This window comes from Acetobacter suratthaniensis, assembly GCF_017377745.1.
GTDB lineage: Bacteria > Pseudomonadota > Alphaproteobacteria > Acetobacterales > Acetobacteraceae > Acetobacter > Acetobacter suratthaniensis.
The window spans coordinates 21,711-34,545 of sequence record NZ_JAFVMG010000006.1 but is presented as its reverse complement, the minus strand read 5'-3'; the positions used below and the strand labels follow the sequence as shown (position 1 = coordinate 34,545).

Annotated in this window: 9 protein-coding genes and 1 riboswitch; all 9 genes read left to right on the top strand. The window is 52.2% G+C overall.

Annotated features, from left to right (window positions below; translation table 11 throughout):
* The first annotated feature begins 4 nt into the window (after nt 1–4).
* Nucleotides 5–670 carry an HPP family protein gene (locus tag J2D75_RS07340; protein ID WP_207854127.1) on the top strand — a complete coding sequence of 222 codons (666 nt, stop codon included), beginning with the start codon at nt 5–7 and terminating at the stop codon, nt 668–670.
* Nucleotides 671–727: 57 nt separating this feature from the next.
* Entirely contained in the window at nt 728–943 is a 216-nt protein-coding gene (locus J2D75_RS07335; RefSeq protein WP_207854126.1) for a hypervirulence associated TUDOR domain-containing protein, read from the top strand.
* Nucleotides 944–1,205: 262 nt separating this feature from the next.
* Nucleotides 1,206–1,442 (top strand): type 2 periplasmic-binding domain-containing protein, encoded by a 237-nt coding sequence (locus tag J2D75_RS07330; RefSeq protein WP_207854125.1) that lies wholly within the window; start codon nt 1,206–1,208, stop codon nt 1,440–1,442.
* 641 nt (nt 1,443–2,083) lie between these two features.
* Nucleotides 2,084–2,291: riboswitch (cobalamin riboswitch) on the top strand.
* A 38-nt stretch (nt 2,292–2,329) separates the two neighbouring features.
* Nucleotides 2,330–4,633 carry a TonB-dependent receptor gene (locus J2D75_RS07325; RefSeq protein ID WP_243428587.1) on the top strand — a complete coding sequence of 768 codons (2,304 nt, stop codon included), beginning with the start codon at nt 2,330–2,332 and terminating at the stop codon, nt 4,631–4,633.
* A 6-nt stretch (nt 4,634–4,639) separates the two neighbouring features.
* The gene (locus J2D75_RS07320; protein ID WP_341534966.1) at nt 4,640–6,070 is read left to right on the top strand and encodes a PepSY domain-containing protein; all 1,431 of its coding nucleotides are present in this window, start codon (nt 4,640–4,642) and stop codon (nt 6,068–6,070) included.
* A 179-nt stretch (nt 6,071–6,249) separates the two neighbouring features.
* A complete protein-coding gene (locus J2D75_RS07315; RefSeq protein WP_207854123.1) occupies nt 6,250–7,350 on the top strand; it encodes a hypothetical protein in 1,101 nt (366 codons plus the stop codon).
* Between the two features lie 86 nt (nt 7,351–7,436).
* Nucleotides 7,437–10,145: an aminotransferase class I/II-fold pyridoxal phosphate-dependent enzyme gene (locus J2D75_RS07310; protein WP_207854122.1), complete on the top strand. Its 2,709-nt coding sequence runs from the start codon at nt 7,437–7,439 to the stop codon at nt 10,143–10,145.
* A 125-nt stretch (nt 10,146–10,270) separates the two neighbouring features.
* Complete coding sequence (aspT, locus tag J2D75_RS07305; protein ID WP_243428586.1) at nt 10,271–11,959, top strand: aspartate-alanine antiporter; 1,689 nt, start codon at nt 10,271–10,273, stop codon at nt 11,957–11,959.
* Between the two features lie 293 nt (nt 11,960–12,252).
* Nucleotides 12,253–12,795, top strand: coding sequence for a superoxide dismutase[Cu-Zn] (gene sodC / locus J2D75_RS07300; RefSeq protein ID WP_207854121.1), 543 nt, complete (start codon nt 12,253–12,255; stop codon nt 12,793–12,795).
* Nucleotides 12,796–12,835: the final 40 nt, after the last annotated feature.

Genomic DNA, 12,835 nt, shown 5'->3' with positions numbered 1-12,835 from the left:
GCTAATGACGTTGTCTTTCCGCGCAGGCATTGGCGCGTTATTCGGCATTGCCGTGGCCTATCTCCTCGGTGCCACGGTTTTAGATTTCGATGGCATTGCCCTTGTTGCGCCCATGGGGGCGTCTGCCGTGCTGGCCTTCGCAGTGCCAGCCAGTCCGCTGGCCACACCACGGGCCATCATTCTTGGCAACACGCTTTCCGCCGTGGTTGGGGTGGGGGTCTCTCTCTTGCCCGGTTTGCCGCTTTTTCTGGCCTGTGGGCTGTCTGTCTGTTTGGCCATTGTCGTTATGTCCATGACACGCTCCCTGCACCCGCCGGGTGGCGCTTCGGCACTGACAGCAACCTTGCTGCATCCTGCGGCACATGGGCTGACTATAGGCCTCCTTTTCCCTCTTATGCCTGTCGCGCTGAATTCGATTGTATTAACGCTGGCGGCAATCTTCTATCATCGGGCAACAGGCCACCGTTATCCACATATCCCCGGCCCCACAGGCTTACCAGCAGTGCCTAAAGGGCACTTCACCCGCGCAGATATTCACGCGGCACTCAGGCAAATGCCAGATGCGCTCGATGTTGAAGAGCCCGACATTGAAACACTCATCAATCTTGCCGAACAGGCTGCAACAGTCAGGCTCACCTCCACTGAGGGCAAAGCGGCTACCAGCCCGTAGCACTCCGCTCGAACACAACCTGTTGCCAATTTTTTATGTATAAAAATGGGAATTGCTATGCCACCGAAAACTCTCGCAATAGGCGATACCGTTTCATGGAACTCTGAGGCCGGTTATGTCAGTGGCCAGATCAGAAAAATACATACCGAGCCTTTTCTGGTGAATGGCTACCAGCACCATGCCTCCCCAGAAAACCCTCAATACGAAATTAAAAGCCTGAAAACAGACCATATTGCATTCCACAAAGGCGCTGCATTGACTCTGATTTCTTAACGACAAGTGGGTAAACTTCTGCAGGTCGCAGGAGAATTTCAACGAACTACGGTTTTTTCTGGCTATCGCTCAGGAACAGAGTTTTACATGGGCCGCTGCACGCCATTACGGGCGAATATTTTGTCCAGAATATTCGCCCTCTGCTTGATAAAATTGAAGACCGTCTATCCAGTCGGGATATGTTCCGTCAATGACCAGAGGCATATTACGGCTGACTGCTCCCTAAGAATACTGATCGTGCCTCCTGCCACCGAAACTATCTGTGTTCCTGAAAAAATCTCCTGAAATCACGATGGAAGTTTCAACGGATCTCCGCTTAACCGACGTTGTTGACGAATCTTTTTGTGCGGGGGTAAGACTGGGAGAAATGGTTACGAAAAATATTGTCTCTGCGCTGATCTTTATTGATATAGACTTTATGGTTATTGATATCCCAGCTTATTTTGCAGCCAACCTCATCCCTAAAAATCTAGAGGCTCTGGAAAAGCACAATTATTAATATGCGCCTGCCCACGCGTAGAAAAATTTATAGCTAGCGCTTCAGGCAGAATTGAAAAAACATCAAGTTTCAGTCTGCCGGACAGTGTATCTGCAATACAGTTTTTACCACGCGCGATGCTTACCTTGATGCCATAGGCCTTGCCTATATTCCCAAAATTGTTACATCGCCCCATATTCAGAATGGTGATCTTATTCAAGTTTTGGAAAAATTCTGCCTCGTACGATAGTGCGGTCATTAGGTGCATCGACAGGCCCTTCCGCGACCAGACCCTTGGCGGAAGGGCCAGCTATGCCAGCAGCCGAGACCGCGTGGTGCTGTCCTGTTTTGACACGCGATATCTCCCAGTTAAATCAAACACTCTATTTGGACTACATTTAAGGGAGCGTGATCCTGTATATTGCTCTCGCTACCTCTTACGCGGCCAGACAGTCCAGACAGTGTATTTACCGAGTTCACATCAGGTCGCTCCGTCACTCTGGATCACCTGAATATCCGCAGTTTCAAGATCGAGCATCTCATTGCGGCGTGTAACAGCCTGCTCAAAACATAATAGAAAACAGGATAGCCTTTTAGCTTGCCCATAGAGAAAAGTTGCATGATCACATCATTTTTATTGACAGCATGCAATCTTTTCCTGTTTAGCACTTATCAGTCATGGTTCTTTTTGTATGGCAATCATACAGAAAGCTAAGAGGGAAACCGGTTACAGGCCGGTGCTGCCCCCGCAACTGTAAGCCGCGAGGCCACCGGAACAAACGCCACTGCTGCCTCTGCAAAGAGCACGGGAAGGCTCCGGTGCGCTGAAGACCGGCAAGCCAGGAGACCTGCCATGGCGTGAAAGTCACGGACGAAGCTGCCGAACGGGGTGTGTCGGGGGCGAGGCGATGCTCCATCGTTTCCATCGTGGTGACGTTCTGTCGGAGCAACCTGTAGTGCGTGCCCTCTCCTCTGTTCTTGGCCTGATCCTGATTGGCATCGGTTATTCCGCGCCCTCCTGTGCGGCTTCCGCACAAGAGCCAAAAACCAAACCATCTACCCATAAAAAAACGACCGCCTTGGGGCTGGGTGCCCCTGAGGAAGTCACAACTTACGGTAAAACGCCCATACTCAAGAGCGTTCCGGCCATTGGCGGCAAGCTGGGCCTGTCCATTCAACACTCACCCGCAACAATCAATGTCATTTCCCATGACCTGATGATGCAGCGTGGCTATGCTCAGGTGGAAGATGCGGCAGACAGCGCCCCCGGTGTGACCTCAGGAGGCTCACCAGGCAGTCCAAGTCAGTTCATGATGCGCGGCTTCACTGGCAACCAGATACTGGTACTGCGTGATGGAATTTACTTTGGCCCAACCACGATGGTGAACCGCCCCCAAAACACCTTCAACCTCGAAAGCGTACAGATTTTAAAAGGCCCCTCATCCGTGCTGTATGGCCAAGGCGCTGTAGGCGGCACAGTAGATATGCGCACGCGTGACCCCGCATTTGATATGGCCCATGCCAATGCGCTGGTTTCTTACGGTAGTTTCAATACATGGAACGCCGGAATAGGCGGTTCCATTCCCATTACGAAAACACTCGCTATCCGAACGGATTTCAGCCGCACATCGTCAGATGGCTATGTAAAAGGCGCCGACCCACACTCTAATGACTTTACGACCACCATTCTGTGGAAACCGAATGAAAAATTCAGCGCACGCCTGAGCATGGATTATCTAACCGACCGATTGTCAACATATTACGGCACGCCGCTGGTTGATCTTTCCCAAACCGGTGGCGGTGTCAGTGGGCTATTAAGCTCCACAAAAGGGCTTGGCATCACCAAATCATCCATGTGGCAGTACTATAACGTTGGCAATGCACAGGCGAGCTCCGTCAACGCAACACCCACGCTGCACTTGCAATGGCAGGTAACACCCTCCCTACTGATCCATAACAGTAGCTACTTCATTTACTCCAAACGCTTGTGGAATAATGCTGAAAGCCTGAGCTACATCAGTCACTCTGGCAGTGTGGATGCCAATGGCCACGCCATTGCTCCCGGCCAGATTGCCCGTGACAGGTTTTACGTGTTCCAGAACCAGCATCAGGTGGGGGATAGCCTGTATGCCCGGTTCGATTCCACCATTTTTGGCATGAAAAATCGCTTCACACTGGGGGGAGATGCCTATTATCTGCGCTTCATCCGCAACCGTGGTTTTCCCGACGCGGATTACGCAGACAGCGTTTCTCTCTCCAACCCCAACACTACGCCTTTGGGAGAGTTCGCAGGCGAATACCCTTACAGAAAATCACCCACCACAATGGTGCAGGCCGGACTGTTTTTGGAAGATGTGCTGAACATTCGGGACAACCTGCGTCTTGTCGGGGGTTTTCGTTATGACTGGCTGTCACTTAACCGCCAGAACTATAACCAGAATGGCAGTTACAATGCAGCCACCAGTTTCAGCGGCACTTACAACCCCAGCAATTTTCGGATCGGCCCAGTTTTTGACATAACCAAAAATATCAGCGTGTATGGCGTTTACACGACAGGCGAAGACCCGCCCGGTTCCAACATTTTTCTGGTTAATAAGGGCCAGTTCACGCGCCTGAGCCATTCCCGGCAAGGTGAAATTGGCGTCAAGGCCAGTGCATGGGGTGGGCGCATAACCACAACGCTGGCTTTGTACGATATTCGCCGTACCCGCATGCTGGTCGCCACCGGGCCAGATACCGTGGCAACGGCCGGCGTTCAGACCTCACGCGGGCTTGAGTGGCAGGGGGATCTCACACTCAACCGGCACTGGAGCTTTTCGGGCAACGTGGCTTATACTTATTCTCGCTATGGCGCGTTTCGTCCAAGCGCTTCGGTTGATGCTTCTGGTAATCAAGTACCCAATGTTCCCGCGATTACGGCCAATGCCTGGGCCATTTGGTCGCGCGTTCAGAATTTGCCGCTCGATCTTGGAGCCGGAGTTCGATACGTTTCGGCCCGCAAGGGAGATTACGCGAACACACTCACGCTCAAGCAATACGCAACGGTTAATGTTTTTGCGGCATGGCATGCCTATAAAGGTATTACCGTTTACGGGCGCATCGATAATATCGGAAACAAATACTTCATCCAGTGGGCAGATACGAGCTACTCCAATCAGGTATTGCTCGGTGCTCCACGTTCTTTCTCCATCAGCGTTCAGGCCGGTTTTTAATACGCAATGCCACGGCAAGGTATGGTCTGGCGAAAAAAATGCTTGCGCGCGCTCTATCTGAGCCATCGGTGGCTTGGAGTGAGCATGGGTGTGCTGATGCTCTCATGGTGCCTGTCCGGCATGGTCATGTTATGGCGGCCATGGCCATCTCCAGCACCCGAGGCCGCGCAGGCGGGACATCGGCCGCTCCGTCTTCCCTCTACCCTGCCGGGTATTAATGCACTGACGGGGCCTGAGCGGTTCCAGTCCTTTCGGCTTAGCATGGTGGGGGCTGAACCGACCTTAACCCTCTTCCCAATCAATGGTGTGCCATTTGCCGTTGATCTGCGCACAGGCGTTAGGGGCAATATTGCCACGCAGGATACCAGCAAGCGTGCGCAGGCCTATGCCACCATAACAGGCGTGCATAGCCCCCCGGTTTTTGACGGCATAACTACAGACGATCAATGGGTTCTAGATACCCCGGCTCGGCTTGAGGGCTTCCAGCGCTTTCGCTTTTCTGGCCCGGAACAGCTTGTCGTGTATGTCTCTCCTGTTACAGGAGACATTGTGCAGGCCACAGACAGAACCTCTCGCGGCTGGGCATGGGTGGGAGCCATTCCCCACTGGCTTTACCCGGCCGTTCTGCGCAGACATCCGCCTGTGTGGAAAACAGTCGTGATTATTCTCTCCGGCACAGGTGTTTTCCTGACCGGAACCGGCCTATTGGTCGGCTTTTTGTGCCTGCGCCGTCGCTGGCCATTTTCTGCCTATCGACGCTGGCACCTATTCCACCATCTCTTCGGCATGCTTTTTGGTATGCTCGCACTTGTCTGGATAACCACCGGTTTCCTGACCATGACACCTGCTGGCCTGTTTGAAAGCAGCAAAGCTGCTCTTAACCCCGTGCAGGTAACAGGTAGCGTGAGTGGCTTGGATATTCTAGCCGTTCTTCAACGCATGACTGCATGCAACACCAACGATTGGACTGATGTACGCGGCGCGTTCCTGTCTGGACATATTTTTCTAGCCACGACGGCACAGGACGGACATCGTGACCGCCTAGACAAAGACCTCACCCCCCTGCCCTTGCACCCGTCCATGCTCGGGCATTCGGCACGGTTTTTAACAACACCTGATTCATATTATTTTAACCGTACAACACACCTCCGCCACTTCCCGGTAATCCGATTAAGCCATGACAACGGCGTGCTGTTTTATATAGACGCCCAGACAGGCGAGGAACTGGCAGCTTTTGACAGAGCTGCCAGACAGTCCCGTTGGTTTGTTTATGGTCTGCATGATATGAATTTTCTGCCGTGGCTGAGAACGCCTGCCGCTCGCCTGTGGGGCATATTCCCGCTGCTATGCGGTGTTTCTATGCTGTTTCTATCTGGCATGATCATAGGGGTGCGGCGCGCTTTTCTGCTCTGGCGTAAAACGCGCACTCACTCATAATCAGCGTTCCAGCCTGTCAGCCCGGTTCACCCAACCAATGGATATTGAACCCACTCCCATAATGTTTGCGTGATCAGCACTCCCCATAATGGAGAGTGCTGATCCTGTTTAAGAAAAATTAGCTATTTCCGATTACATTCAAAAAGTATGAAAATTCTGAGTTGAGTGGAAGGCAAAAAATGAGGCGTTTAGCTCTTAGGATATTGTCTTTCTCATTCTTACCTTTTTTAACCGGCTGCTACAGCTTGGGAAACTATCGGTTAGGAAAAGATCAGGATCAGTATTCAACATCCATCATTGAATCGAACAAAAAACAGACCTTAATGAACCTGATCCGCCTACGATACGCGGATACACCGGGCCTGCTTGACACCACACAGTTAATTTCGGGCTATCAGCTACAGCGTAGTGCTTTTGTGGGTGTTGCATCGGACACTTTTCCAATCAGGCCTAATGGTGGCCTGGCCGCCCAGTTGCAGGAAAGCCCCACCTTTACTTTTCAGCCTGTCACAGGCGATGCCTATGCTCATAGCTTCCTGCGTCCGTTACCCCCCGCCACGCTGCTGCCATTAGCAATGGGTGGGTTGCCTATTGATGTTCTGTTGCGGCTTTCGATCCAATCTATCAATATGATGAGTAATAATAGACCATTTTCGCGCAATAAAGGCGATATAGACGATCATATTGACCCCAATATCGATAATTTTTTCGAACTTATCTATGACCTTCGCCAACTGCAGGCTGCTGGCCTTCTTGGTATCCAGTTGCAGCAAACCTCTGATCCGTCAGGCAAATCATTGCCGACAAATCATGTCTATCTGAGCATTGCGTCAACCACTGACCCAACCCTTCTGGGCGTTGTCAAAAAAACTAGAGAACTTCTGAATTTTTCTCCGAAATATGATCGGATGGAAGTTGTTTACGGCGTAGGAGAGCCTCGCCCCGGAGAGATAAAAATACTCAGCCGCAGCATGCTCAGTATTTTGGGTCAGGTTGCCTACCAAATTCAGGTTCCTGATGACGAGGTGACATCTGGCAGCACAACCTCGCATGTTGATGTTCCCGTCCATCATGAAGACCGCTCTCTGATTACCGTTCACTCCAGTCATGATGACCCGAAACAGGCTTTTGTCTCGGTTTATTATGACAACTATTACTACTGGATCGACAAAAGGGATTTTGAAAGCAAGCTGGCTTTCACCATCACGCAAATGCTTTTCGAACTCTCGAAAACCTCACAAACGCCCGGTGCGCTCGTGACAATCCCTGTCAGCAAGTAAAACAGCCTCCCCCACCAAAAAACACAAGAGCTGAAGACTGCCTACGCGCCAGCTCCTGATTTCGCCTTGGAAAGAGGAAACGTGCCATGATTTACCCCGTATCATCCAAAGAGACGCCGCATTCCCTGATCAGCACCGCTTTAGCCACGCCCGCACTCCGCGCGGATCGCTGGCTTTCCGTTCTCTCTCTTGCCCGCGCATGGGCAGATTCCCATAAAGATACGACCAAAACCGCACTTGTGGCGGCTCTGACAGACCTCAAAGCTGTAGAGCGCTTTTTTGCTTATCCGGGCACCCTACTGCTTGAACGCCTGAATAGCTGGCTGGAGGATGACGATGCCAAAGCCTTTCTGCGGCTTGCCCAGCGCATTTCCACCACGATCATCTCAAAAAAATATCATCGTGATGTCACGGCATGGAATGTTGAGGAACTCGAAGATGAGCCCCTCAACCGCTTGCCCCAGGCCATTACACACCTCAAGAGCCGACCATATTTTGAAGTATTGAGCGTTGTCCCGCATAGCCCGGCACGCTGGCGTTTGATTCAGGAAGAAGTGGCAGGTGTCCGCAGGCCTGAGGATGATTTCGTTTATCAGGCCGTGATCGTGGGTAATGCCCCCGATGCACTGACGGCTATCCTGCTCAATCCTGATATTGGCGCAGTTGTTCTTTACGAAGGGTTTGCATCGGAAGGCGGTGAAGCTAATCCGCTGCTGGATGTTTTTCGCAGTCTCATCGACATCTCCCCCACTGGAGATGATGAAGTGCAGATTATTCAGCTGGCGCAGGCCATTCGGAAAATCCGTCCTGAACTCGATATTTATCTTTTGAGCGACCGTAATATCGAAACTCTGGCCGGTCGCCCCGAGATCCGTATCATCAACCGAATTTTCTACCAGATGGAAGAACCGCTAGAGCTGCATCTGTCCATTCTGGAAGGCATACGCAAACGCTATAAAACGCCCTTTTTTGATAATCTCAAACGCTACGCCCAACGCCCGATCGCAACCTTTCATGCGCTGCCTATCGCCCGCGGTAAGTCCGTTTTTACGTCAAACTGGATTAGCGATATGGGCGAGTTTTACGGCCCCAACCTTTTCTTGGCGGAAAGCTCTGCCACCACTGGGGGATTGGATAGCCTGCTTGAACCTACCGGTACCATTAAGGAGGCGCAGGACATGGCCGCGCGCGCTTTTGGCGCGGACCATGCTTTTTTTGTCACGAATGGCACATCCACCAGTAACAAAATGGTATTGCAGGCGCTGCTCGCCCCCGGCGACATCGTCATCCTTGACCGCAACTGCCACAAATCGCACCACTACGGATGCGTTCTGGCGGGTGCGCAGCCTTACTATGTCGAAGCTTTCCCGCTTATCGAATACTCGATGTACGGTGGCGTACCGCTAAAAACGATCAAGCAGGCCTTGTTAAAGCTGAAAGCACAGGGGGAGCTGGATCGTGTGAAAATGGTCGATCTGACCAACTGCACATTCGATGGCCATGTATATGATACCCGCCGCGTGATGGAAGAATGTCTGGCCATTAAGCCCGATCTTATTTTCCTATGGGATGAGGCATGGTTTGGCTTCGCACATTGGTCTCCGCTGCTACGGCAGCGCACAGCCATGGGTGCCGCAGCCGTAATGACTGAAGAGCTCGCAAAACCTGAGGCTATTGCTGCGTGGGAAGATCAACAGAAAGCACTAGGAGAGAATCCGTCTGAGGATACTCTGCTCTCGACGCGTCTTGTGCCTGATCCTCGCGCGGTTCGGCTGCGCATTTATCAGACCAATTCAGTGCATAAATCCATGTCGGCTTTGCGTCAGGGGTCGATCGTTCTGGTAAAGGATGTGGACTTTGAGCATGTAGAATCCCAGTTCCACGAAGCCGTGTTTACACATGCCTCAACCAGCCCAAACCAGCAGATCATTGCTTCTTTGGATGTGGCACGCAGGCAGATGCAGCTTGAAGGGTATGGCCTAGTCGCCAACGCTTTGCAGATTTCTCTGGAAATCCGTAAACAGGTTAACAGCCACCCTATTATCTCAAAATACTTCAAGGTGCTCAGCAATGCTGAAATGATCCCTGAAGCATTCCGCCAGTCCGGTCTGGATGATTATAATGACCCGGATATAAGCTGGGGGAAGGCAATCCAGTCCATCAAGGATGACGAGTTTCTTCTCGACCCCACCCGTATGACATTGTCTTGCGGTCATGCTGGTTTTGACGGCACAACATTCAAGAATATTCTGGCCGAAAAATTCAATATCCAGCTTAACAAAACCTCACGCAACAGCATCCTGCTGCAGTCCAACATCAATAATACCCGCAGCGATATTGCCCTGCTGATTCGTGTTTTAGTTGATATTGCAATGGATCTGGAAGCTAAGATTCTTGAAAATGGTGAAGGTTATCGCAAGGCTTTTGCTCATCAGGTGCGTGAACTGGTTGATGATCTGCCCAAACTCCCCAACTTTAGCTGTTTTGATGATCGCTACCGGGAAGATACAACCGGCGACACATTGCATGGCGATATCCGGCGTGCCTTCTATGATGCCTACAACGAAGCAGAATGCGAATATCTGCCGCTGGACAGTCAGGAACTCGACACGCGCCTACAGTCTGGCCCAACGCTTGTCTCTGCCAATTTTGTCATTCCCTACCCTCCGGGCTTTCCCATCATGGTGCCGGGACAGGTCATTACGCAGGAAATTGTGGATTTCATGCGTAAACTGGATGTGAAGGAAATTCACGGCTTTAACAAAGCTCTGGGGCTTAAGCTGCTTAAACGTTAAGCCTGCGGCACCGCCGTTCATTCTATTTCCCACTTAATGACGCCTCCACAGGAGCAATTCCGGTGGAGGCGTATTGCAGGACTGGCTCCCGGTCTCGGGCCACCCCATGTGTAAAGGGCTTACAGATGATCTTGCATTGGATCGCAGAGACACTCCGTGCCTCGCCGGAACTGGCCATTTTTCTGACACTGGCGATCGGTTTCTGGATTGGCGCCTTAAGATTCGGCAGTTTCAGCCTTGGTGCCGTTACGGGAACGCTGCTGGTGGGCGTACTTGTGGGGCAGGTCGGCATTACGATTTCGCCGCAGGTTAAGTCCGTCTTTTTTATTATGTTCCTCTTTGCTGTCGGCTTTGGTGTCGGGCCGCAGTTTGTCCGTGGCATTGCAAATGATGGTCTGCCACAGGCTCTTTTTGCGGTGATCATCTCTTTTTTATGTCTGGGGTGTATTTATACGGCAGCCCGTATTTCTGGTTATGGCCCCGGCATGGCCGAGGGCCTACTTGCCGGATCACAGACCATTTCCGCCTCAATCGGTCTGGCAACAGACGCGATCAACCGCAGTTCTCTGTCACCAGAGCGTATCCAGTCAGAGCTGAATGCAATACCTGTGGCTTATGCTGTCACATACCTGTTCGGCACGGTGGGAACTGGCTGGATACTGGCGTTTCTCGGCCCCAAGCTGCTTGGCATTAACCTTGAACAGGAATGCCAGCGCTACGAACGCGAGATGAACATCAAACCCGTGAATGAAAATGCTGAAACCGCGTGGCATGAATATATTGTTCGGGCGTACAAACTGAAAACGGCTGGACTGATTGCCGGGAAAACCGTGGAGGAAGCAGAATGCGCCACACAATCCCGTATTTTCCTTGAAAATCTACGCCGCAATGGAAAAATCATACCTTTCGATAATACAACTGTATTGCGGGAAGGAGATATTGTTGCAGTTTCCGGCCCGCATGATGCCCTGGTTTACTGGTCGAATCACGCGGAAGAAATTTCAGATCGTGAACTGATCGACATTCCCATCGAAACGGTTGATGTCGTCATTACCAGTAAAGCTCTGGACGGGCGCAAACTCCGGGAACTCTCAACCGCGCCTTATGCCGAGGGCATTTACATTAACAGCATTCGCCGCGGTTCAATGAATGTTGAAATTCCCGTTCTGTCCGAAACCGCCATCAATCGTGGAGACATCATCAGCATTACGGGAAGTCGGCGGAATGTCGAACGTGTTGTCAACGCCGCTGGTTATGCTGACCGACCGACCAATGTAACCAGTATGGTGCTGGTGGGGGCTGGTATCTTTGTTGGTGGCCTGCTTGGCTCCCTTGTTCTGCCTGTGGCGGGCATCCCCATTACGCTGTCTTCTTCCGGTGGCGCACTGATAGCAGGGTTGATCCTTGGCTGGCTTAGGGGAGTAACGCCGCGTCTGGGTAGTATTCCAGCGGCGTCCGTCTGGTTTATGAATACGGTGGGGTTAAATATTTTTATTGCCGTGGTGGGTATTTCAGCCGGGCCTACCTTTATCAAAGGGCTACAGGAAGCGGGCGTTAACATTTTTTTCTGGGGCATTTTTGCCAGCGCAATTCCCATGACACTCGCCCCTTTTATCGGCAAATATATTTTCCGCTTCGACCCTGCGATTAACCTCGGCTGTTGCGGGGGCGCTCGAACAAGCACGGCCTCTGTCGCCATGATAGCCGATGTGGCAAAAAGCAATGTACCAATGCTGGGCTATACCGTGCCCTATGCCGTCAGCAACACGCTGCTGACCATGTGGGGGCTGGTGATTGTTCTCCTGCTCTCCTGAGCGCGCTCGCGGGCCTTAGATCACTTAAAAATTTGCACTGAGTGAAGGGCCATTCCAGCCATAGGAATGGCCCTTTCAGTTACAATCCGTCTCATGCTTCCTTTGCCTGCTCCCCTTACTGCGGCATGGCCTTGACGCCCTGCATAAGCTGCTCCTCATAATATTCCTTGCCTTGGGAACATCCGGGCGGAGAAAATGTTAAGCCCGCAGTTACCCCATGCAGCTTGATCGCATTTAAAAAACGCGGGGCATGGCCGCTTCAGCCATCCTGCTCCGCATTGAAGGAGAGACATATGCCAATCCATTCGTGGAAAAACCGGCTCGCGGCGCTGAGCATCGGCCTGCTGGCCCTTCCCGTCTCCGCTTTTGCCGCGGATAAGCTGACCGGAGACATAAAGAGCAGCGACGGTGCAGCTCACGGCACGGTCGAGATTACAGAGGCCCCCAAAGGGGTTATCCTGCGTATTGCCGCAACTGGCCTCACCCCCGGCTGGCACGGTGTGCATTTTCATGAAAAAGGCGACTGCACCCCACCCGCATTCAAGAGCGCTGGCGGCCATATTCACCCGCATGGCGTAACCAAACCTGTACACGGCCTGCTAAACGCCGACGCTAACGATGCAGGCGACCTGCCCAACATCTACGTAGCGACAGATGGCAGCGTTACGGTTGAGCTGTTCTCGCCGCTGGTTTCCTTTAACGGCAATGGCGGACGCCCTGCCCTACTGGATGCGGATGGTTCATCTGTCGTCATTCACGCCAAACCTGATGACTACCAGACGCAGCCAATCGGTGGTGCGGGAGATCGCGTTGCCTGTGCGGTTGTGGGTAAATAACGCTTCGTCCCCATCCGTTTGCCTGGCCTCATACCCGTTG

Bases quoted from the DNA above. Each gene is read 5' to 3' on its own strand.
- J2D75_RS07335 (WP_207854126.1), top strand. From the start codon at position 728: ATGCCACCGAAAACTCTCGCAATAGGCGATACCGTTTCATGGAACTCT.
- J2D75_RS07320 (WP_341534966.1), top strand. From the start codon at position 4,640: ATGCCACGGCAAGGTATGGTCTGGCGAAAAAAATGCTTGCGCGCGCTC.
- J2D75_RS07310 (WP_207854122.1), top strand. From the start codon at position 7,437: ATGATTTACCCCGTATCATCCAAAGAGACGCCGCATTCCCTGATCAGC.
- J2D75_RS07325 (WP_243428587.1), top strand. From the start codon at position 2,330: ATGCTCCATCGTTTCCATCGTGGTGACGTTCTGTCGGAGCAACCTGTA.
- J2D75_RS07340 (WP_207854127.1), top strand. From the start codon at position 5: ATGACGTTGTCTTTCCGCGCAGGCATTGGCGCGTTATTCGGCATTGCC.
- sodC (WP_207854121.1), top strand. From the start codon at position 12,253: ATGCCAATCCATTCGTGGAAAAACCGGCTCGCGGCGCTGAGCATCGGC.
- J2D75_RS07315 (WP_207854123.1), top strand. From the start codon at position 6,250: ATGAGGCGTTTAGCTCTTAGGATATTGTCTTTCTCATTCTTACCTTTT.
- aspT (WP_243428586.1), top strand. From the start codon at position 10,271: ATGATCTTGCATTGGATCGCAGAGACACTCCGTGCCTCGCCGGAACTG.